The sequence below is a fragment of the Mesorhizobium sp. M1006 genome, assembly GCF_040318825.1.
GTDB lineage: Bacteria > Pseudomonadota > Alphaproteobacteria > Rhizobiales > Rhizobiaceae > Mesorhizobium.
Genome location: NZ_JAMYMZ010000050.1, coordinates 16,119 through 37,053, shown reverse-complemented (window position 1 = coordinate 37,053; position 20,935 = coordinate 16,119). Strand labels below are relative to the sequence as shown.

The 20,935-nt window shown below is 63.8% G+C and carries 17 protein-coding genes; 7 read left to right on the top strand and 10 right to left on the bottom strand.

The features are described 5' to 3' along the window. The first annotated feature begins 74 nt into the window (after positions 1-74). Together NKH60_RS29240 and NKH60_RS29235 are read left to right on the top strand one after the other, a co-directional pair. The gene (locus tag NKH60_RS29240) at positions 75-1,361 is read left to right on the top strand and encodes an NAD(P)/FAD-dependent oxidoreductase (RefSeq protein WP_352616659.1); all 1,287 of its coding nucleotides are present in this window, start codon (positions 75-77) and stop codon (positions 1,359-1,361) included. 259 nt (positions 1,362-1,620) lie between these two features. Further along, complete coding sequence (locus NKH60_RS29235) at positions 1,621-2,421, top strand: SH3 domain-containing protein (protein WP_352616656.1); 801 nt, start codon at positions 1,621-1,623, stop codon at positions 2,419-2,421. Between the two features lie 63 nt (positions 2,422-2,484). On the opposite strand, the gene NKH60_RS29230 is transcribed toward NKH60_RS29235, so the two are convergent. After that, on the bottom strand, positions 2,485-3,231 hold the full coding sequence (locus NKH60_RS29230) for an SDR family oxidoreductase (protein ID WP_023677438.1): 747 nt from the start codon (positions 3,229-3,231) through the stop codon (positions 2,485-2,487). Positions 3,232-3,503: 272 nt separating this feature from the next. Here NKH60_RS29230 and zwf point away from each other — a divergent pair, with 272 nt between their 5' ends. The 3 genes from zwf (at position 3,504) to edd (ending at position 7,565) form a co-directional block, all read left to right on the top strand. After that, positions 3,504-4,973, top strand: coding sequence for a glucose-6-phosphate dehydrogenase (zwf, locus tag NKH60_RS29225; RefSeq protein WP_352472717.1), 1,470 nt, complete (start codon positions 3,504-3,506; stop codon positions 4,971-4,973). Next, positions 4,955-5,668 carry a 6-phosphogluconolactonase gene (pgl, locus tag NKH60_RS29220; RefSeq protein ID WP_352541755.1) on the top strand — a complete coding sequence of 238 codons (714 nt, stop codon included), beginning with the start codon at positions 4,955-4,957 and terminating at the stop codon, positions 5,666-5,668. Before zwf ends, pgl begins: the two co-directional genes overlap by 19 nt. Before the next feature lie 73 nt (positions 5,669-5,741). Next, positions 5,742-7,565 carry a phosphogluconate dehydratase gene (gene edd / locus NKH60_RS29215; RefSeq protein ID WP_352874308.1) on the top strand — a complete coding sequence of 608 codons (1,824 nt, stop codon included), beginning with the start codon at positions 5,742-5,744 and terminating at the stop codon, positions 7,563-7,565. A 48-nt stretch (positions 7,566-7,613) separates the two neighbouring features. Here edd and NKH60_RS29210 read toward each other — a convergent pair whose 3' ends face one another. The 4 genes from NKH60_RS29210 to NKH60_RS29195 form a co-directional block, all read right to left on the bottom strand. Beyond that, complete coding sequence (locus tag NKH60_RS29210) at positions 7,614-9,281, bottom strand: vWA domain-containing protein (protein WP_352616652.1); 1,668 nt, start codon at positions 9,279-9,281, stop codon at positions 7,614-7,616. Positions 9,282-9,390: 109 nt separating this feature from the next. Then, complete coding sequence (locus NKH60_RS29205; RefSeq protein ID WP_254820541.1) at positions 9,391-10,389, bottom strand: GlxA family transcriptional regulator; 999 nt, start codon at positions 10,387-10,389, stop codon at positions 9,391-9,393. 16 nt (positions 10,390-10,405) lie between these two features. Then, positions 10,406-11,305: a bifunctional methylenetetrahydrofolate dehydrogenase/methenyltetrahydrofolate cyclohydrolase FolD gene (folD, locus tag NKH60_RS29200; protein WP_352616650.1), complete on the bottom strand. Its 900-nt coding sequence runs from the start codon at positions 11,303-11,305 to the stop codon at positions 10,406-10,408. Between the two features lie 207 nt (positions 11,306-11,512). Beyond that, positions 11,513-12,205, bottom strand: coding sequence for a hypothetical protein (locus tag NKH60_RS29195; protein WP_352874305.1), 693 nt, complete (start codon positions 12,203-12,205; stop codon positions 11,513-11,515). Positions 12,206-12,476: 271 nt separating this feature from the next. Between NKH60_RS29195 and proC the strand changes: the two genes are divergently transcribed. Then, positions 12,477-13,292, top strand: a complete 816-nt coding sequence (gene proC, locus NKH60_RS29190) for a pyrroline-5-carboxylate reductase (protein WP_352616645.1) — start codon at positions 12,477-12,479, stop codon at positions 13,290-13,292. Positions 13,293-13,438: 146 nt separating this feature from the next. Here the strand turns inward: proC and NKH60_RS29185 are convergent, their stop codons facing one another. The 4 genes from NKH60_RS29185 to NKH60_RS29170 form a co-directional block, all read right to left on the bottom strand. Continuing rightward, positions 13,439-13,597 carry a hypothetical protein gene (locus NKH60_RS29185; protein ID WP_352616642.1) on the bottom strand — a complete coding sequence of 53 codons (159 nt, stop codon included), beginning with the start codon at positions 13,595-13,597 and terminating at the stop codon, positions 13,439-13,441. Next, the gene (locus tag NKH60_RS29180) at positions 13,590-14,915 is read right to left on the bottom strand and encodes an NAD(P)H-dependent oxidoreductase (RefSeq protein WP_352616639.1); all 1,326 of its coding nucleotides are present in this window, start codon (positions 14,913-14,915) and stop codon (positions 13,590-13,592) included. Before NKH60_RS29180 ends, NKH60_RS29185 begins: the two co-directional genes overlap by 8 nt. Positions 14,916-15,071: 156 nt before the next feature. Then, on the bottom strand, positions 15,072-17,453 hold the full coding sequence (locus NKH60_RS29175) for a tetratricopeptide repeat protein (protein WP_352874302.1): 2,382 nt from the start codon (positions 17,451-17,453) through the stop codon (positions 15,072-15,074). Further along, positions 17,426-18,895: a caspase family protein gene (locus tag NKH60_RS29170; protein WP_352874300.1), complete on the bottom strand. Its 1,470-nt coding sequence runs from the start codon at positions 18,893-18,895 to the stop codon at positions 17,426-17,428. The genes NKH60_RS29175 and NKH60_RS29170 overlap by 28 nt, the downstream gene beginning before the upstream one ends. A gap of 249 nt (positions 18,896-19,144) precedes the next feature. Here NKH60_RS29170 and NKH60_RS29165 point away from each other — a divergent pair, with 249 nt between their 5' ends. Next, positions 19,145-20,026, top strand: a complete 882-nt coding sequence (locus NKH60_RS29165) for a YihY/virulence factor BrkB family protein (RefSeq protein ID WP_352616634.1) — start codon at positions 19,145-19,147, stop codon at positions 20,024-20,026. A 112-nt stretch (positions 20,027-20,138) separates the two neighbouring features. Here NKH60_RS29165 and NKH60_RS29160 read toward each other — a convergent pair whose 3' ends face one another. Further along, positions 20,139-20,900, bottom strand: a complete 762-nt coding sequence (locus NKH60_RS29160) for a glutamine amidotransferase (RefSeq protein ID WP_352616632.1) — start codon at positions 20,898-20,900, stop codon at positions 20,139-20,141. Positions 20,901-20,935: the final 35 nt, after the last annotated feature.

Genomic DNA, 20,935 nt, shown 5'->3' with positions numbered 1-20,935 from the left:
CTGCCCTACTGCCCTACTGCCCTACTGCCCTACTGCCCTACTGCCCTACTGCCCTACTGCCCTAGCCGAGCATCATGACTTACCAATCCCCAATCTCCCCCGGCCGCTCCTGGTACGAAGACACGGCCGGGCCAAGGCCCGAATATCCGGCGCTCGACGGCGACCGGACATGCGATGTGGTGATTGTCGGCGGCGGCTTTACCGGCCTGTCGGCGGCGGCTCATCTCGCCACGACAGGCGCGGATGTCGTGCTTATCGAAACGCATCGTTTCGGTGACGGCGCATCGGGCCGCAATGGTGGCCAGCTCGGCACCGGACAACGGGCCTGGGCAGAGGAACTGGAAGCGGAATACGGCTTTTCCCGCGCCAAGGCACTGTTCGACCTGGCCGAAAAGGCCAAGGCGCATCTGCTCGACTTTGCCGCGATGCACCAGATCGAGATCGACTATATGCCCGGCCAGATGTCGGTGGCGCACAAGAAGCGCTATGTCGACGACTACAAGGCGCATGCCGAGATCATGGCGAGCCGTTTCGGCTATCCGCACATCTCATTCATGGATGCCGCGGAGACAGCCGAGCGGCTGGGCTCGACGCATTATTTCGGCGGCACCCGCGACACCGGCACCGGCCACATCCATCCGCTGAAACTGGTCATCGGCACCGCAAAGGTGGCGGCAGAGGCCGGCGCAAAGCTTTTCGAGCAGACGCCGTCGACCGGCATCACCTCCGGCGGCGGCAAGGTCAGGGTTGCGACGCCGAAGGGCACGATCACCGCCGCTAAATGCCTGATCGGGGTCAATGCCTATGGCGGCACGCTCGAACCGGTGAGTGCCGCGCATATCATGCCGATCGGCTCGTTCATCGGCGCGACTATACCGCTGGGAGCCGATTCCAAAGTGTTGCCGGGTGGCGAGGCGGTCGACGATTCGCGCTTTGTCGTGCGCTATTTCCGCAAATCGAAGGATGGGCGGCTGCTGTTTGGCGGGCGCGAGATCTATGCGGTCAACGATCCCAAGGACATCCACATCCACATCCGCCGGCAGATTGCCGAGATTTATCCGGCACTGAACGACGTCGAGATCACCCATGGCTGGGGCGGCTATGTCGGCATCACCGTGCCGAGAAAGCCGTTCGTGCGCGAAGTGATGCCCAATGTGATTTCGATCGGCGGTTATTCCGGCCACGGCGTCATGCTGTCGAACTTTTTCGGCAAGCTTTATGCCGAGACGGTCGCCGGCAACCGCGACCGTCTGAAGCTGATCGAGGACCTGAAAATTCCACCCTTCCCCGGCGGCCGGCGTTTGCGCGCGCCACTGCTCTTCCTTGCGCTCAACTGGTACGCGTTGCGGGACAGGATCTAACCAGACGTTGCAGAATCCTTAACCAGGGCGCAGAATTCCCGCCAAGGGCGCAGTGATGCCACAATCGCGGGCGAAAGATGATGCTCGTGGGCAGCTGAACGGGGAATTTTTGCGGGCCTGCCCGCTTTTGGTTTGGGACCGATGCCGATCGAAATGCCGGCTCTCCGGCATGGGTCGTAAGAACATTGGCCCGCAAATGGAGGTGGCAAGTGTGAGAGAGCCCTTCAGTTTCGGCGCGCCGGAACGACGGCGCCTTGCGATGCAATTCGGCTACGATATGCGGCCGACGTTCTGGCACGGGGTCCGGTCGAACGCGCATCTGGTGATAGCCGCGCTTGGCACGGTCGCACTGCTCGGCGTTGCCGCGGTGGCACTGTGGCTGGCATTGCCGGCAAATGAGCGACAAGCGGCCGCAAGTCCTGAGCAGATCGTTCCGACCATCCCGGTCAAGACGACGAAGATCATGCCTGCCAAGGTTGCTGCGGCGCCGCGGACGACGGGCAAGGCAGATGCGGTTTCCCCAGCGGTGGCCGCAGCGGAAGCCGAGATACCAGCGCTGGCTCCCAACGATCCGCGCTGGACAGGGCCAAAGACGGCATCGGCCGCCGCCACGGCAGCATCCGACCAGCTGGCAAGCCAGACCGAGCAGGCGACCGATAAATCGTCTGCTTCGGTGGCATTCGCCGACCCGGCAGCAAAACCCGATGCTGCGGCATTGTTTGCCAAAGTCGCGGCTCCCGGCAGCTCAACGAAAAACAGCGGGCCCGATGGCGCGCAGACCGCCGCCATCCCCACGCCCAAGCCGCAACTGCCGACGCAGACTTCGAGCGAAGACGACAACAGCACCAAGGCAAATTCCGGAAGAGCCAATACTGCCGGTACCGGACGCATCCTGAGATCCGTCACCATGCGCACCGGCCCAAAAAAGAATGCGGCCGCCATTCTCACCGTGCCGGCCAAGACCTCGGTGCAGGTGATGAGCTGCAAGCAATGGTGCCAGATCGTCTACAACGGCAAGCGCGGCTGGATTTACAAGAGCTACGTCAAAACCGGGGCGTAGGGCCGGCAGAGCGATTGCGGGTCGCTCGCCGTCAGCCAGTCCTCCGCCGGAGGCCCCGGCCGTTCAAATACAACGTCCGCCGTCGACTTCCAGCGCCACGCCAGTGATGAAAGCCGCTTCGTCCGAAGCAAGCCAAAGCGCGGCATTGGCTATGTCGAGCGGCGTCGAAAGCCGGCCGAGCGGGATCGACGCGCGGAACTTCTCGCGGATCTCGGGTGTGTCGGCGCCCATGAATTTCGCGAGCATGCCGGTCTCGCCGGCAACTGGGCAGAGGCAGTTGACGCGGATGTTCTTCGGCGCGAGTTCCACCGCCATCGATTTGGTCGCGGTGATCGCCCAGCCCTTCGATGCATTGTACCAGGTGAGGCCGGGCCGCGGTCTGATACCGGCGGTGGAGGCCGTCGTCAGGATGACGCCACCGCCTTGCCGTTCCATGACCGGCACCACTGCAAGCGCTGCGTGGTAGATCGCCTTCATGTTGACTGATGTGATCAGGTCGAAGGTCGCTTCGTCGACTTCCAGCATGTCACCGTTGCGATGGGTGTAACCCGCGTTGTTGACCATGATGTCGATGCGGCCGAAGGCGCTCATTGCGGCATGGACCATGTCGTCGAATTCGGACCGCAGCGAGACGTCGGTCTGGGTCCAGATCGCCTTTTCGCCGATCTCGCCGGCAACGCGCTCTGCGCCCTTGGCGTTCAGATCGGCGACGACTACCCGCGCGCCCTCCTCGGCAAAGCGCCTGGCCATGCCCTCGCCAAAGCCCGAGGCAGCGCCAGTGATGATTGCGACCTTATTTTTGAGGCGCATGCTTTTCTCACTCATCGTTGAAAGCGATCGATGACGCGTTTGGCCAGGCCATCGAAAGATGTGCGTCCATCGACGATTTCTCCTTTGGCTTTCGCTGCCATCCGGCTCTATGCTGCAACTGCGAAGGCTCCGGAAGCATCGCTTGCCGACAAGCCTCCGGCCAGCGCCGGTGTCAAGAGCACACGCGGATGTGACGCAATGGCACTGGCAAGTTTAAATCGATTAGATTATATCAGCCGCGTTATCGCGACCGGCGTCACAGCGGACAGACCATGACCAGCCAGATCATTCCCGTCGACCCTTTCGACTTCATCATTTTCGGCGGCACCGGCGACCTCTCGGAACGTAAGCTTCTGCCGTCGCTGTACCACCGGCAGCGCGACCACCAGTTTTCCGAGCCGACGCGCATCATCGGCACATCGCGTTCGAAGATGACCGACGAGGAATTCCAGTCGTTCGCCAGGCAGGCGATTGCCGATCATGTGAAACCGGAGGATATCGACGCCACGGAACTGAAGACGTTCCTCGCGCGGCTCTCCTATATCCCGGCAGATGCAACCACAGGTGCCGGCTTCGACAGGCTGAAGAAGGCGATCGGCGACAGCGAACACATCCGCGCTTTCTATCTGGCTGTGGCGCCGGCGCTGTTCGGCGACATCTCGCACAAGCTGAAGGAGCACGGGCTGATCACGCCGAATTCGCGCATCGTGCTGGAAAAGCCGATCGGCCGCGATCTCGCTTCGGCGCGCGCGCTCAACGACCTGGTCGGCGACGACTTCCATGAAAGCCAGATTTTCCGCATCGACCACTATCTCGGCAAGGAGACGGTCCAGAATTTGATGGCGCTGCGTTTTGCCAACGCGCTCTACGAGCCGCTTTGGAATTCCGCCAATGTCGATCATGTGCAGATCACCGTGGCCGAGACTGTCGGCCTGGAAGACCGCGTCACCTATTACGACAAGGCCGGCGCATTGCGCGACATGGTGCAGAACCACATGCTGCAGCTGCTCTGCCTGGTCGCGATGGAGGCGCCGTCGTCGATGGACGCCGATGCCGTCCGTGACGAAAAGCTGAAGGTGCTGCGGGCGCTGAAGCGCATCAACGGCAACGAAGCACCGAAGCACACGGTGCGCGGGCAGTATCGTGCCGGCGCCTCGGCCGGCGGGCCGGTGAAAGGCTATGTCGAGGAACTCGGCAAGAACAGCAACACCGAGACTTTCGTTGCGCTCAAGGCCGAGATCGGCAACTGGCGCTGGGCGGGCGTGCCGTTCTACCTCCGAACCGGCAAGCGGCTGGCGACGCGCGTTTCGGAGATCGTCATCGAATTCAAGCCGATCCCGCATTCGATCTTCGGCGAGAGCGCCGGGCCGATCTCCGCCAACCAGCTGGTCATCAGGCTGCAGCCCGACGAGGGCGTCAAGCAGTTCATCATGATCAAGGACCCGGGGCCGGGCGGCATGCGACTGCGCCAGATTCCGCTCGACATGAGTTTTGCGCAATCCTTCGACGGCCGCGCCCCCGATGCCTATGAGCGGCTGATCATGGACGTCATCCGTGGCAACCAGACGCTGTTCATGCGCCGCGACGAGGTCGAGGCGGCGTGGAAATGGATCGACCCGATCCAGGACGCCTGGGAGAGCGGCAGGCAAGAGGCGCAAGGCTACACCGCCGGCACATGGGGCCCCTCGGCCTCGATTGCGCTGATCGAACGCGACGGGCGGACATGGCACGAGAGCAATTAGGCGGCGCCTACAACTGGCACGAATTTGCCGGACGCCAGGAGTTGGCGACAGCGCTTGCCGGCCACGTCGCCGGCCGTCTGTCAAAGGCGATCGCCGAGCGCGGCACGGCGCTGCTTGCGGTCTCGGGCGGCACGACGCCGGCGAAATTCTTCGCGGCGCTTTCGACCGTTCCGATCGCCTGGGAAAAGGTGACGATAACATTGGTCGACGAGCGCTTCGTGCCGCCCTCATCGCCGCGCTCCAATGCCGGCCTGGTTGCCGCCAACCTGCTGCAGAACGCGGCCGCCGCCGCGAATTTCGTGCCGCTCTACCACGCCGCGGCAAGTATCGAGGGTGCAGCGGTCTCCGACAGCGAGGCACTGCAAGTGCTGCCCTGGCCACTCGACGTCGTTGTGCTCGGCATGGGAACTGATGGCCACACCGCCTCGTTCTTTCCGGATGCCGAGAACCTGGCAAGATTGCTCGATCCGTCGTCGCAAAGGGTCGTGCTTCCGGTTCATGCGGCAAGCGCCGGCGAGCCACGGCTGACGCTGTCACTGGCGCGGATCATCAAAGCCGCCTTCATCGCGCTGCATATCGAGGGCGCGGAAAAACGCAGCGCATTCGAGGCCGCGCTTGGAACTGGAACACGAAAGCCCATTCGCGCCGTGCTCGATGCCACTCAAAAGCCCGTAGAGGTTTTCTGGGCACCCTGATCTCAACTTGGCTGCAGGTCCCGGCAACAGCCGGAAGGTGTTTGCGGGACCTCGCCTGAAAGGACCGACCGCCATGACCGCAAGACGCGATATCGAAGCCATCACCCAGCGCATCCGTGAGCGCTCCAAGCCCGGTCGCGAGGCCTATCTCGGCCGCATCGCCGAAGCCTCGAACCGCACCGCCAACCGGGCCGTGCTGTCCTGCGGCAACCTGGCCCATGGCTTTGCCGTCTGCAGCCCTTCCGAAAAGGTGGCGCTTGGCGGCGACCGGGTGCCGAATCTCGGCATTATCACCTCCTATAACGACATGCTGTCGGCGCATCAGCCTTTCGAGACGTTTCCGAGGCTGATCAAGGATGCGGCGCGCGAGGCCGGCGGCATCGCCCAGGTGGCCGGCGGCGTGCCGGCGATGTGCGACGGCGTCACCCAGGGCCAGCCCGGAATGGAGCTGTCGCTGTTCTCGCGCGACGTGATCGCCATGGCCGCGGCAATCGGCCTGTCGCACAACATGTTCGATGCCGCCGTCTATCTCGGCGTCTGCGACAAGATCGTGCCTGGACTGGTGATCGCGGCGCTGACCTTCGGCCATCTGCCGGCGGTCTTCATCCCGGCCGGGCCGATGACGACCGGCATTCCGAACAACGAAAAAGCCAAGATCCGCCAGCTCTATGCCGAGGGCAAGGCGGGACGGGCCGAACTGCTCGAAGCGGAATCAAAATCCTATCACGGGCCGGGAACCTGCACTTTCTACGGTACCGCCAATTCCAACCAGATGCTGATGGAGATCATGGGCCTGCACACGCCTGGCGCTTCCTTCGTCAATCCCGGCACGCCGTTGCGCGACGCACTGACCAGGGAGGCGACGAAGCGGGCGCTGGCGATCACCGCGCTCGGCAACGCCTACACGCCGGTCGGGCGGATGATCGACGAGCGCTCGATCGTCAACGGTATCGTCGGCCTGCACGCCACCGGCGGTTCGACCAACCACACCATCCACCTGATCGCCATGGCAGCGGCGGCCGGCATCGCCATTACCTGGCAGGATATTTCCGACATCTCGGAAGCCGTGCCTCTGCTGGCGCGAGTCTATCCGAACGGCCTTGCCGATGTGAACCACTTCCATGCCGCCGGCGGGCTCGGCTTCCTGATCCGCGAACTGCTCGACGCGGGCATCCTGCATGAGGATGTGCAGACGGTGTGGGGCGAAGGGCTGCGCCCCTACGCGGTCGAGGCCAGGCTCGGCGCCGACGGCGGCGTCGTGCGCGAGGCTTCGCCGCGCGAGAGCGGGGACGAGAAGGTGCTGGCGCCGTTCAAGAAGGCGTTCCAGCCGAGCGGCGGTCTGAAAGTGCTTTCGGGCAATCTCGGCCACGCCGTCATCAAGACATCGGCGGTCAAGCCGGAGCGGCGCATCATCGAGGCGCCGGCCAAGGTGTTCGACAGCCAGCAAGGCCTGAACGAGGCGTTCACGGCGGGGTCGCTGACCGGCGACTTCATCGCCGTCATTCGGTTCCAGGGTCCGAAGGCCAACGGCATGCCGGAATTGCACAGGCTGACCACCGTGCTCGGCATCCTGCAGGACCGCGGCCAGCATGTGGCGCTGGTCACCGACGGCCGCATGTCGGGCGCTTCAGGCAAGGTGCCGGCGGCGATCCACGTGACGCCGGAAGCGGCGGAGGACGGGCCTATCGCCAGGATCCATGACGGCGATATCATCAGGCTCGACGCCGAGGCCGGGACGCTGGAGGTACTGGTGCCAGCCGGCGATTTCGCACTGCGCCGGCCCGCGGACAGCGACCTCATAGGCAATGAATTCGGCTTCGGCCGCGAGCTTTTCGCCGGGTTCCGGCAGTTGGTGGGACGCGCCGACCATGGCGCCAGCGCCTTCGGTACGGCGTGATTTTTTCGGCAATAAGTAAGAGCGGCTAATGGCTGCTCTCCACTGGATTTATTGAACCGTCAGTTCGGCTCGCGCGCCGGCCCTGACCGTTACCGTGCCTTCCTTCGAGCTGTTGTCCGATTTCTCCGAAACCACCGCGTAGTCACCGGCCGACAGGGTGGCTTGATACTTCTGATCATAGGCGTAGCCGACCGACTTGCGGGTTCCGTCGATGGCCTTCCTGGCCTCGAATATCTCGATCTTCGAGGCTCCTGGCGCGGTTATCGTCAGCATGCCGGCGTTCATCGCGATCTTCAGATCCTGATGGTCGCCAACCTTGACGCTGAACGGCTGCTCGGCCACCGCAAGGTCGACCGTCGCGACCATTACATAATCGTCGGGCGGCAGATCGAACTTGCTGTCCGGACCGTAGGCATAAGTCACCTCCTGCCTGGTTCCGTCGACGTTCTTTTTCGCCTGGAGCACTTTGAAGCCGATGCCCGAACCCTCGGCCTTGTCGCCGCCGGCAGCATAATAGGCGTTGGCGACGACACGCCCGACGCCGACGATGATGTCCTTGTCGATGACCCTGCCGGCGGCAAGCGGGATCGTCTCGATAACCATGCCCTGGCCGATCGTGACCGTCACCTTCAGGTCACCGGCCGGCAGCACGACTTTCGTATCACCGTAATAGGTCGGCGGGGTGTCGACGCCGGGATAGCCGATTACGACAGCCGCGCCGTCATCAACGTCCGCTCCTTCGCTCGGCCTGGGGTGGATGACCAGCGTGCCGGCATTCAGGTTGAAGTGCGGTTTGGCGACCTGGCCAGGCTCTATTGTGATCTTCTGTTCGGCCCTGGCCTCGCCGGCACGCGCGACGACGATATAGTCGCCCGGCTCCAGATTGCCCTTGTAGGTGCCATATTCGGTGGTGACGGGATCGCCGCGCGTGCCGTCGGAATTCGCCTTGTAGATCTCCCAGGCATTGCCGTCGGTGACGGGATCGCCACCCTCGGCAAGCACGACGGTGGGCACGAAATTGTACTCCGCCGGCTGAGCGGGCGCCGGCTGGGGAGCAGGCTGCGGGGCGGGAGTCGGTTCAGGGGCGGGTGGTGGAGGCGCGACGGTCTCGACGAGGGCGTCCTGCAATGCCTTTTCATCCGACGCTTCGATATATTTGCCGCCGGTATTGTCGGCGAGGCAACCGATCTGCTTGCCTTCGGCCGCCGTCAGGCCGAAGCCGACGACATTGACGGTGAAGTCGACGCCAGCAGCCTCCAGTTCCTTGCCGAGCGCACAGGGATCGCCGTTGCATGTCTCGATGCCATCGGTGATGAGCACGACCGTCGCCTTGTCCTCGGTGTATTTCAATGCTTCCGCCGCTTGCTTGACCGCGGCGGTCAACGGCGTCTTGCCCTGAAATTTCAAGCTGTCGGCCGCGGCTGAGATCGCACTTGCCGAGCCTGCCTGCGGTGGCACGATGAGTTCGATGTCGTCGCAACTGGCCTTCTCGCGATGGCCATAGGCCATGAAGCCTATTTCCTCCTCGGCCGGGACCGATTGCAGCACGTTCCGCAGCGATTGACGGGCGATTTCGAGCTTGGGCTTGCCGTCGATCTGCGCCCACATCGAGCCGGAGGCATCGAGAATGACGATGACGCGATCGGCGGCGAAGCCGAACCCTGTCGTCCACAGCAACAGGGCCGCCGCAGCGACGCTCTGCACAAATCCCGTCATCAAAAATCCCCCCGTCAGTCGCCGCCGCTCGGCGCCGGAAAGCTATTTGACGCTGCGTCGCGACACAAGCCCGGGTGGAGTACGAAGCTGCGCCACCTCTGTGCAACCCTCAATAGGTCGTGCGGCGTTCCTCGGAAGGCGGCCGGCCGAATTGGAGCCGATAGCTCTGGGCAAAATAGGAATGCGAGGTGAAGCCGGTGGCGATCGCCACGTCGAGGATCGGCATGTTGGTCTGGCGCAGCAGTTCGCGCGCCCGCTCGAGTCTAAGCCGCATATAGTAGCGCCCGGGCGTCACGCTGAGATGGCGCAGGAACAGGCGCTCGACCTGGCGCACCGACAGGCCCGCCGACTTGGCGAGCTGCACCGCCGACAGCGGCTCGTCGAGATGGTCGGCCATCAGCTCGACGATGCGGCGCAGCTTCTCCGACTTGCCGGTCAGGTCGCGTTCCGGGCCGACGCGCTGGCGGTCCCCGGCCGAGCGGATGCGCTCATGCTGGAACTGGTTGGCGACGCCATTGGCGAGGCTCGAGCCGAAATCACCGCGCACGATCTCCAGCATCAGGTCGATCGATGTGGTGCCGCCGGCGCAGGTGTAGCGCTTGCGGTCGATCTCGAAGACGTTGCCGGTGCAGTTGATGTCCGGAAAGCGTTCGAGGAAACCGGCGCGGTTTTCCCAATGAATGGTGCAGCGATAGCCATCGAGCTGGCCTGCTTCGGCAAGCAGGTAAGAGCCAACCGAAAGCGCGCCGAGCGCATTGCCGCGCCGGCCCCAGCTGCGCAGCGCCGCCAGCACCTTGCTCTTGCCGGGAAATTCCGTCGTCAGCCCGACCGAGACGAACAGGATATCGACCGGCGGCAGATCGGCAACCGCGTAGTCGATCTTGAGCGGCAGGCCGTTGGACGCCATGACGGCGTCGCCGTCGGCCGACACCGTAGTCCAGCCATAGAAATCGCGGCCGAGCAGCCGGTTCGCCGACCGGAACGTGTCGATTGCCGCGGCCAGCGAGAACATGGAGAACTTGTCGACCAACAGAAACCCGAACTGCCGCCCGCCCTGAACGGGATCATTGGTGACCGGCCGTTCTAAGGGAACAGTGAGGTTCGGCAAGGACGCTGCTTTCTGGTCAGAAGGAAGGCCGTTTCAATCCGGCTGCGAGATAGGCGGAAGCTAGCGTGTTGGCCATCAGCATGGCAATGGTCATCGGCCCGACGCCGCCAGGCACCGGCGTGATGGCGCCGGCCGCCTTCGCTGCTTCGGCAAAGGCGACGTCGCCGACGAGGCGCGTCTTGCCTTGGCCCTTTTCAGGTGCGGCGACGCGGTTGATGCCGACATCGATGACGGTGGCGCCAGGCTTGACCCAGTCGCCGCGGACCATTTCAGGCCGGCCGACGGCTGCAACCAGAATATCGGCGGTGCGGGCAAGCGCCGGCAGGTCCCTGGTCCGGCTGTGTGCGATGGTGACGGTGCAGTTGGCGGCAAGCAGAAGATTGGCCATCGGTTTGCCGACGATGTTCGAACGCCCGACGACGACCGCATTGAGACCGGACAGGTCCTTGCCGCGCACGCGTTCGATCAGCAGCATCGAGCCGGCCGGCGTGCAAGGCACGAAGGCGGTCTCGAGTTCGCCGGTGCCGAGCTTGCCGACATTGATGAAGTGGAAGCCGTCGACATCCTTCTCCGGCGCGATGGTCTGGATGATCTTGCCGGAATCGATATGGCCGGGAAGCGGAAGCTGCACGAGGATGCCGTTGATGGCCGGATCGGCGTTGAGCTGGCCGATGATCTTCAACAGGTCCGGCTCGGAGGTTTCGGCCGGCAGCGTGTGCTGAACCGAATGGAAGCCGCATTCCTTGGCGGTGCGGGATTTGGAGGCGACATAGACCTGGCTCGCCGGATCCTCGCCGACGATGACCACGGCGAGACCGGGCTGCCGTCCGCCCTTTTCCGCCAGCTCGGCGGTCAGGGCCTTGACCCGCCGCACCACGTCTTCGGCGACGCTTTTTCCGTCAATCAACTCAGCCATGAACCACCCTCGACGCCTATCGCGTAAGCCTGCCGCGTTAAAACATCCATGCGGCGCGCTCCAGATATCTTTTATGCAGGCCGTTGCCCAGAACCATGCGCTGCGGGCGGACTGCAGCGCGGCATTTTCACGAAAATCGAGCCGGGCAATCCCGTCAATGCGCCGTCCCATGCCGTTAACTCGAAACCGGCATGTTTTATTCGACGCTCAGAAATAGCGGCGGCGCGCGCGGTTTTCGGTGAGCTCGCGAACCGCCTCGCGGAATTCGCGCAGGCTGACGCGGATTTCCTCGATCTGGCTTTGCTGATCGGCGGCTTCCGAGGCCTGATTTGCCTTCCTCGACCAGGCCTGAGTATGGGCCGAATGCGGCGGCGTGGGTTGCTGCGGATAAGGTGCCCGATCGGCATAGAGCGGCTGCGGGTGGAACGCAGGTGGCATCGCTGCGGTGGAATTTGTCGCGGCGGAAGTCTCACCGGACGCCATCTCCTCCGGCGCTCTGCCAGGCATGAGCCGGCTCAGCGCCGACAACACGGCACCGATCGGACCAGAACGTTTGGTACGCGCGACCTCGACCGGCTGAGCGGGAGGCGGCGCTGCCCGGTATGCTGCGTGATCGGCGGAACCGGCATCGGGGCCGCCAAGGGAGCCAGCGGGGTCGAAAAACCCATCGGCAGCTGCAGCCTCTTCCATCAGTATGGTGCCAGCCTTTGGCTCATCAGGATCGGGCTGGCTTATGCCGGCGGCTGCCAACAGGATCGGACTGGCACGCGCTTCGCGGCGCGAGCGGGCAAGACGATGGCGTGTGGCGGCATCCTCGCGCCATGACGGGCCTGCGCGGTCCTCTAGCGAAACCAGCGATGCTTCGTCCTCGCCGCGCACCGCCTCGACGAGTGACAGCAAGGACTGCTCGTTCCTCCAGTGTTCACGATTTTTCCTATAAGCCATGGTTTCTGGAGCCTTCCCCTCGGGCTGGGACGTAGCGACCGCCACTGCTTAAGCGATGCTAAACAGGCATAGGAAATAAAAGGTTAATTTGGTCGCCGCGCGACTGCGCGACTACATGCGCATCCCAACCGCAAGGTCGGGGTTTCCGCCCGATCACGGTCCCAATAGGGCTTCCCCGCCCTGCCGCGAACGTCTATGGGGAAGCCATCTCTATGGGAGGCTTTCGATGACGATCAGGCTTGTTCTCGCCGGTTGCGGCAATATGGGCTACGCCATGCTCTCGGGCTGGCTGAAAGCCGGCAAGCTCGCTGCGACTGCGGTGTTCGTGGTCGAGCCCAATGCCGACTTGCGCAAGCGTGCCGAAGCACTGGGCTGCGGTGTTGGCGCCGATGCCGGCGCCATCCCGGCTGACGCCGTGCCGGCTCTCGTCGTCATTGCGGTGAAGCCGCAGGTGATCCGCGACGTGACGGCTGGTTACATCCGCTTCAACGATGGCCGGACCACCTTCCTCAGCATCGCGGCCGGGACACCGGTCGCCACGTTTGAAGGTATTCTCGGCGACCGCGCGCCGATCGTGCGCTGCATGCCCAACACGCCGGCGGCGATCGGCAAGGGCATGATGGTGGTGTTTTCCAACAGGCTGGTTTCCGACGAAACCAAACGCTTCGTCGCCGACCTGCTTTCGGCAAGCGGGCAAGTGGCCGATATCGACGACGAGGCCCTGATGGATGCGGTGACGGCAGTCTCCGGGTCGGGGCCGGCCTATATCTTCCATTTCATCGAAGGGCTGACCGTGGCCGCCGAGAAAGCCGGCCTGCCGACCGGGACTGCCAAGCTCTTGGCCATGCAGACGGTCTACGGCGCCGCATCGCTGGCCGCCGAAAGCGGCGAGGAGCCGGGCGTGCTCAGGCAGCAGGTGACCAGCCCCAACGGCACCACGGCTGCGGCCCTTGCAGTACTGATGGGCGAGGACCGGCTGACGCGCCTGCTCACCGAGGCGGTGGAAGCGGCGCGGCTGCGGTCTATCGAGCTGGGGAGGTAGGGCTTCTGGGGGAGCCGGTCGGCGGTGACGGTCGACCGTTCCTTTCGGCATTAGCTACCGGTAGAAAGCCGTTACGCGGCGTTCCTTCGCGCCCTCCACTGTCCTGCCGACATCAAAATCGCGATAGCCTAGAATGTCGACAGATATCAGCGATGTCCCCACAAGTCGTCGATCTCGTCCTTGTTCAGGGGCCGCCCGTCTTTGCCGGCTTTGGCTTTGAGATCATCGGCAATGGCCGCGAGCCGCTCTGCCAGAGAAAGGCGTCCATTTTCCCGCTTCAACTCGGATTCACGAACCTCAGCCATCGCCAAGATTCCCATACAGCATCTCGTCCTGCAGCCGGCGCAAGGCGAACAGCCTGGTCGTCGGGTCGGGCGCGGCACTGTCGGCGGTGAGCAATTCGCCTTTCCTCACCGGTTTCAGCACCTTGCCGCCTTCGAGCAGACCGACCGGCACGGCGCGATGGGCGCGGGCCTGTTCGACGGTCATGGTCCAGGAGCGGTAGCAGGTCTCGCCGATCGCATCGAAAACCTCGCCTGCCGCAAGATCCCGCTTGGCCACCGCGCAGACCTCGGCCACCGGCCGCGGCAGCGGCACCATGTCGGGCTTGCCGTAAAGCGCGATGCGAGCGGCCGTCAGCGGCACTTCCAGCGAGGTCAGATGGTAGGGCCTGAAGAAGCTGTAATAGGGACCGTGGCCGATATGCAGATCGTCCATGCGCTCGATGATGCGCGGATGCGTCGCCTCGACGATGACGAAGACACCGGGCGCCACGCCCTTGCCGACGGTGTAGTCGACGACTCCCTTCTTCGACAGAATGCCGCCCTGCTCGCGCGGGATCAGCACCTTGACCAGCTCGTCGCGATCGGCCTTGGGGCCGTGCATGCCGGGAACGTCGGGCACCAGCCCGGTGGCGTTGGCAATGGCGCACATCTCGACCATGGTTTTCGAGCCGTCGACGAACTCGACCAGCATGCGCGGATTCATGTTGCGGCGCAGCGCCTCCTCGCGGTAGTCGGCGGGAACGGCGTCGTGGTTGAGAGGGTTGTTTTTGCCCTTGCCGGCGGAGACGATGGTGTAGCCGAGCGCCGAGGCGAACTCGATAAGCTCCATGCAGCTCGACGGCTCGTCGCCTGCGCCGACCGAATAGACGACGCCGAGCCGGTCGGCCTGCTGCTTTAGATAGCAGCCGATGGTAACGTCGGCCTCGACATTCATCATCACCAGGTGCTTGCCGTGCTGCATCGCCATCAGGTCAAAATCGGCGGCGACGCCGGGCTTGCCGGTGGCATCGATGACGACATCGATAAGCGGATTGGTGACCAGCATTTCGTTCGAGGTGACGGCGATCTTGCCGCTTTCGATCGCCTGGCTGACCTTCGAAGCGCTGTCCGCTTCGGCTGCCATCGCCTGATCGCCATAAGCAATGCGGATGGCGTCACGCGCCGTATGCGGGCGGCGCGTCGAGATCGCGCAAACCGAAATGCCCGGCATCAGCATGCCTTGCGTCACCAGGTCGGTGCCCATCTCGCCGGAACCGATAACGCCGATGCGCACCGGGCGGCCTTCCGCGGCGCGCTTGGCAAGATCGCGGGCAAGCCCGGTCAAGGCGACATTGGTCATACTGGAACGTCCACTGCTTTAAGTCTTTGTTTTTATGCATGTCGTTGTCCCAAAACCGCGGCACACTTTTGGGCGACATGCATTATGAAGCGGGAATAGCAGGGAACGGCAACCCATTGCCAATCGAAACCGGCCGCGGCCACCTTTTCCTGTGCGCTATTGCAATTCGGCCAGCAAGGCTTTTGCCTCGGCAAGGTTCTTGGCGGAGCCGGCGGCAAGGTCGTCCATCTTGCGCTCACTGAAGATGACGAGCGCATGCTCGCAGGCGCCTATCGCTTCCTCGACCATTGCCTTCTGCTTGCGGGCAGCACCCAGATCGGTAAGCACATCGCACAGGCTGTCCTCGGTGAAGGCGACGCCCGGCACCGAACCGATCTTCTTCTGCACAGCGATCGCCTCGCGCAGGATCGGCACTGCCTCCTCGAATTTGGCGACGTTGTTTTCGGCGCGGCCGGCGAGCGTCAGCTGATAGCCGATCTCGTTTTGCAGGCTCGCCCAGCGGTCGGGGTCGCGGTCGCGGCCGACCTCGTCTGCGAGCGCCCGATTGACGGCGACCGCTTCGGCGAACAAAGCCGGCGAAGGCTCTTTCGCGCCGATCATGCCAAGCACATTGGCCAGGCTTGCCTGCGTGCTGGCCCAGGGTTCGGGGGCGCGGTCGCGCGTGCGCACGCTCTGGATCGAGCGATAGATGCCGGCCGAGCGCTTCAGCAGCGCGACGTCACCGCGCCAGTAGCCCAGCGTCGACAGCGCGCTGGCCAGGTTTGCCTGGTTGCGCAGCCATTCGTCGGCATCCCTGTCGCGGCTCATCACCGTCAGTGCCGCCTCATAGGCCTGAACAGACTTGGCCATGGCGTCCGGATCGGAGCTGGCGTTTGCCTGCATCATGCGGGCATTGCCGAGGTCGCCTTCGACCGAGGCCCAGAGCGAGCGGTCGGGCAACGTAACATAGACGGCCAGTGCCTTTTCATGCGCGGCCGCCTTCTGGTAGAGCGATGGGTCATTGGCGCTGCCGGCAAGGTAGTAATAGGCAGTGCCTAGTTCGTTCTGCAGCTGGGCGTGATCTTCCGGCACCGTGGCGAGGTCGTAGAAGGGCAGCGCCGCTTCTAGCGCCGTCGCCGACTGGCGGAACGCTTCGCCGTCCTGCGTGCGGTCGCCCAACACCAGGAGCACGTGGCCCAGGCCCCATTGCGTTGCCGCCCAGGCGTCAGGATCGCTGTCACGGCTCTGCACCTCGAGCGCCGCACGATAGACCGCCGCCGAGCGCTGGAGCGCCTCGTCCGGACCGCCATTGGCCTTGCCGAGCATGGAAAGTGCTGCACCCAGCCGGAACTGCGTCTTCGCCCAGTCCTTCGGGGCGCTGTCCTTGCTTCGCACGGTGAGCGCTGCACCATAGGCGGCGACCGCTTGTTCCAGCACCGCTTTGTCGTTGGCGCGGTCGCCCCAGGTCGACAAAGCGTTGCCGAGACTGTGCTCGATTGAAGCAAACTCGATTGGAGCAGCGGCGGCGGTATAGATCTGCGAGGCCTCGCGATAGGCGGACGCCGACTCCCGGAGATAGTCGATGCCGGTGTCCCGATCGCCAAGCGTCGCATAGACCGAGCCTAGATTCTGCTTCAACGAAGCCCAGTCGAGCGGCAGCTTTTCGCGCGGATATTCAGAAAGTGCGGCCTCATAGGCAGCGATCGCCTCGAGCAGCGCGTCGTTGCCTTCCTGCCTGGCTCCAAGGCGCTGCAAGGCATTGCCAAGCGTCAACTGGCCGTTCGCCCAGCTCGCCGGCGCATGCTCGCGCGTCCAGACCGTAAGTGCGGCCTCTGCGGCCTCCCGAGCATGCTGAAGCGTGGCGATGTCGCCATTGATCTGGCCGATCGATTCCAGCGCCGAGCTCAAATTATTCTGGATCGTCGCCCATTGCGCCGGGGTGCGCTCGCGCGTCATCTCCTCGGTGGCAGCCTGATAGGCGGCCACTGCCTGCTCAAGCGTCGGCACGTCTTTTTCACGCTCGCCAAGGCGAAACAAGGCCGCGCCGAGATTGACCTGGCTCAACGCCCAGTCGAGCGGGACGCGCTTCCTGCGGTATTCGGTCAGCGCGGCGCGATGCGCTTCGATCGAAGCGCGGAAACTGTCGGTCGTGGCCTGGCGCTCACCGATCTCGGACAGCACGATGCCGAGATTATTCTCGGTCGCCGCCCACTCGAGCGGCATTTTTTTCGCCGCTTGCACCGCGAGCGCCGCGCGGAAGGAGGCGACGGCCTTGTCGAGCAGTGCGATACCATTCTCGCGCTGGCCGAGCCGCCAGTAGACGGTGCCGAGATTGCCAAGCGTCGAGGCCCAATCGTCCGGATCGGCGTCGCGTGTGTAGACGGTCAGCGCCTGGTCGAAGGCGGCAGCCGCCTTGTCGAGGTTTTCGCGACCGGCCTCGCGTTCGCCCAGCGTCGACAGCGTGGTGGCGAGATTGTTTTGCGTGGCAGCCCATTGCCGCGGGCTGTTTTCGCGCGACACATAGGTCAGCGCTATTTCATAGGCAGCGACCGCCTGCACCAGAAAGGCATTGTCGCCAGAGAAAGAACCGTGCGCGGAGAGCGCCTGGGCCTCGGCTGCCTTGTAGAACCAGGCTTGATGGTCGTCCCATTTCTCGACCTGCTCATAGGCCTTGGCATAGTCCTGCGCTGCCGCCTGATAGCTGAAGGAAATTTCGTAGGTTTTGGCGCTGTCGCCGAAAACCTCGGCAAACTCGAAACGACGCGCCTTGAGGTCGGCTTCGGCCTGGTCGACGGTCTTCGACAGTTCGCCAACGCGGGCCTTGGCCTGTCATGGATTTTCTGCGCTGCTTCGAGTGCGCCTTCTTGCACCGCCTGCTCGGCCAGTCTTGAAAGCCGCACGATTTCCGGATCCTGGCTCTTCAGCGTCGCCTGCTCGGCCAGCACCTGTTTCAGCCGCTCGGTCTGGCCGCGCAGCAATTTGTCGAGCTCGGCCGCGTCCCTGGGTTTCTCGGTGCCCAGCGTCTTCAGCATGGCGTAGAGCGTGTCCATCGGTACGCCGCCGTCGCGGGCGATCGTCTCGATCTGGCGGCGTTGCGGGTCGGGCAGCGTCGAGATCGTCACCAGCAGCCGGCGACGCTCGCTGAGTATCTCGCCCTCTTCGCCTTTCGGCACCTCGGCGGGCGTACCGAAATAGAGCAGCCGGCGCAGGCTCTCATTGACCCACGGCCGCTGCCGGCCGCCGGTCTTGAGATAGACCTCCTCGCCGATCATGCGCAGCACGGTGCCGAATTCCTCGCCGCCCATCATGTCGATGTGACGTAATATGGCTGCCGCATAGGGGCTGTTGCCGTCTGCGGGACCGTCGAGCGCCACCTTGCCGGGCTCGGCGGCAAAGCCGATGACCTGGCCCAGGCTGTCATCCGCCGAACCCTTGGCCGGCGCTCTGCCGTTCAGCGCCACGACACTGCGGGTTGAGCCAAGGCCGCCGGCGCCGATCGGCTTGCCCGCTTCGCCCGGCGTCAGTTTGAGCAGCGTGCCCGGTGGAAACGGATCGTTGCGGCAGGCATCGAGCAGCACGATGGTGACCGGCACCTTGGCCTTCAGCTCGGCCACGACCGATGACAGCGGCACCAGCTTCTCGCCGGCATCGTCGAGCGCTGTAATGTCGGCATCGACCGGCACCAGGAAATTCACGCCGCCGGCTTCGATGCCGTGGCCGGAATAGTAGATAATGGCGACGTCGGCACCCTCGGCATCGTCGACGAAGCCTTCGAGGTCGCGCCGCAATTTGCGCGCGTCGCGATTGATCGCGACATCGGTTTCGAAGCCGAGCCTGTCGAACATCTCCTCGATGGCGCGGGCGTCGTTTTCCGGATTGGGCAGCTTGCCGACATGCTCATAATCGGACTGCCCGATGACGAGCGCGACGCCCTTAAGCGCCTTCGGTTCTTCCGCCGAGGCCGGAACCAGCGCGCACAAAAGCAGCGCGGCAAACGCCACGCCTATGCGCCCTGTTGCACCTGGAAAAAGCATCGCCCAGCCCTGAACCCACGGCGCAATCTTCCCTACTGACATGGCATCATGATGGCCGGCGCGTGGCAAGTGTTCGGGCAGGGTGTGTTGTTGTGGTGGGGACGGGAGCCAGGAATGTCATGCTGCTCCGCGCCCCCTCCTGTCCCGCTGGCCTCTCGGCCTCTCGCCCATCGCTCCGCCTCCTCTACTTGCTTATGGAGAGCATGCGAGGCGGACATGTGGGATGTGGCGAAAGAGGCCTGGACACTCCTCAGGCAGAGCATCCTTGGCTTCATCGACGACAATGCGCTGAGCCATGGGGCGGCGATAGCGTTTTATGCCACGACCTCGCTTGCGCCGATCCTGCTCATCGTTGTCGCTATTGCCGGTATGGCCTTCGGGCACGAGGCGGCGCAACTCGCCCTTTCGGCACAGATTGCTGGCCTGATGGGGCCGCAAAGTGCCGAGCTGCTGCAGGCGACGATCGAGAACGCCTCGCAGAAGGAAGCGGGAACCCTTGCCAGCATTCTGGGGCTGGTCACGCTGTTCGTCGCCGCATCCGGCGTGTTCGGCGAAATGCAGCTGGCGCTGAACGAAATCTGGAAAGTCAAACCGAGCGGGGCCACGATTTCACGAATGGTGCGGGCACGCATTGCAAGCCTGGGCCTGGTCGCCGCGCTTGGTTTCCTGCTGCTGGTGTCGCTGGTCGTAAGCGCTGCAATTTCGGCGCTCGGAGAGGTCATCAACGCCTACCTGCCGTTCGGCACCATCATCCTGAGCGCCATCAACGGGATCGTCTCGTTTGCCCTGATCACACTGCTGTTTGCCGCAATCTACAAGGTGCTGCCGGACCGCAGCCTGCAATGGCGCGATGTCGGCATCGGCGCCGCGGTCACCGGGTTTCTGTTCACCATCGGCAAGTCGCTGATTGGCTGGTATATCGGAACCAGCGCCATCTCATCATCATACGGCGCAGCCGGCGCCCTGCTCGTCGTGCTGTTATGGGTCTATTATTCAGCGGAGATATTTCTGCTGGGCGCCGAATTCACGCGAGCCTATTCGGTTCGACATGGCAGCCGGTCCGATTTGAAGAACAAGGTGGAATTGCATGGCAAATGAGTTCACGCCGAAATTCGACCTGGCCGACAAGGTGGTGCTGGTCACCGGCGCCTCGCGCGGCATCGGCCGCGCCAGGACAACCGCACTGGGTCAAACCTAGTGTCCGGCTTCCTCATTCATTGCCGGCAAGCCAACGGACGATATTCGCCATCAGTCTTCCGTAGAACGCCCACGCGAGGAAATTCTGCGAGAGCCAATGCGGGCCGATATCGGTTGCCCAGGCAATCGTGCGGCCGCGGCCATGGCTACCGACGGCAAGGAGCGGCCAGTCGGTGCCGCGATGGTGGCAGGTCGCCAGAAGCCGGGACGAACCGTCGCGCCTGAATTCCAGCTTGTTCATGCCGAGAATCGGCGGCAAAGGCCCCTCCACCCCGGAAAAAATCGGATGTGACGACTGCAGGATCGAGGCCTGCAGGCCTTGCGGCACCTCCATGCCGTCGCAGTAGGGTAGGCAACGGACCGGCAGAACGTCCTCGACCGGGGTGTCGTGGAAACGCGCCGTCCCGAACATGCCCTGAAAGCCCATGTAACCGCCGGCCAGCATCAGCCCGCCGCCACCTTCGACATAGGCCTTGAGCACATCGAGGCGGTTGACGCCGACACGCCCGGTGCGGGCATCCGGCGTCACCAGCAATGTCAGGGCGCCGACATCGGAGATCACCACCGCCTGATATCGGGCGAGCCCATCGAGGTCATAGGGAAACTCCGCGCTGCAACGCTCGCCGCCGATCTGCGTGACCGCGATGCCTTCAGTGGTCAGCGCGGCATTGAAGGCCGTCGCGCCATTTGTCGAGGTCGCACTTGTAAGCACGTCGCTGCCGATGGCAACCGAGGTCGTCGCTGCAAAGGTTTCGCCTGCAAGCAATATCTTCATTGCCGCCCCGCACTGTTTCATTCGAGAGGTTTTTA

What these genes read in the sequence shown, in the direction of transcription:
- NKH60_RS29240 (WP_352616659.1), top strand. Translation starts at nt 75, where the DNA reads ATGACTTACCAATCCCCAATCTCCCCCGGCCGCTCCTGGTACGAAGAC.
- NKH60_RS29235 (WP_352616656.1), top strand. Translation starts at nt 1,621, where the DNA reads ATGCAATTCGGCTACGATATGCGGCCGACGTTCTGGCACGGGGTCCGG.
- NKH60_RS29230 (WP_023677438.1), bottom strand. Translation starts at nt 3,231, where the DNA reads ATGCGCCTCAAAAATAAGGTCGCAATCATCACTGGCGCTGCCTCGGGC.
- zwf (WP_352472717.1), top strand. Translation starts at nt 3,504, where the DNA reads ATGACCAGCCAGATCATTCCCGTCGACCCTTTCGACTTCATCATTTTC.
- pgl (WP_352541755.1), top strand. Translation starts at nt 4,955, where the DNA reads ATGGCACGAGAGCAATTAGGCGGCGCCTACAACTGGCACGAATTTGCC.
- edd (WP_352874308.1), top strand. Translation starts at nt 5,742, where the DNA reads ATGACCGCAAGACGCGATATCGAAGCCATCACCCAGCGCATCCGTGAG.
- NKH60_RS29210 (WP_352616652.1), bottom strand. Translation starts at nt 9,281, where the DNA reads ATGACGGGATTTGTGCAGAGCGTCGCTGCGGCGGCCCTGTTGCTGTGG.
- folD (WP_352616650.1), bottom strand. Translation starts at nt 11,305, where the DNA reads ATGGCTGAGTTGATTGACGGAAAAAGCGTCGCCGAAGACGTGGTGCGG.
- proC (WP_352616645.1), top strand. Translation starts at nt 12,477, where the DNA reads ATGACGATCAGGCTTGTTCTCGCCGGTTGCGGCAATATGGGCTACGCC.
- NKH60_RS29185 (WP_352616642.1), bottom strand. Translation starts at nt 13,597, where the DNA reads ATGGCTGAGGTTCGTGAATCCGAGTTGAAGCGGGAAAATGGACGCCTT.
- NKH60_RS29180 (WP_352616639.1), bottom strand. Translation starts at nt 14,915, where the DNA reads ATGACCAATGTCGCCTTGACCGGGCTTGCCCGCGATCTTGCCAAGCGC.
- NKH60_RS29165 (WP_352616634.1), top strand. Translation starts at nt 19,145, where the DNA reads ATGTGGGATGTGGCGAAAGAGGCCTGGACACTCCTCAGGCAGAGCATC.
- NKH60_RS29160 (WP_352616632.1), bottom strand. Translation starts at nt 20,900, where the DNA reads ATGAAGATATTGCTTGCAGGCGAAACCTTTGCAGCGACGACCTCGGTT.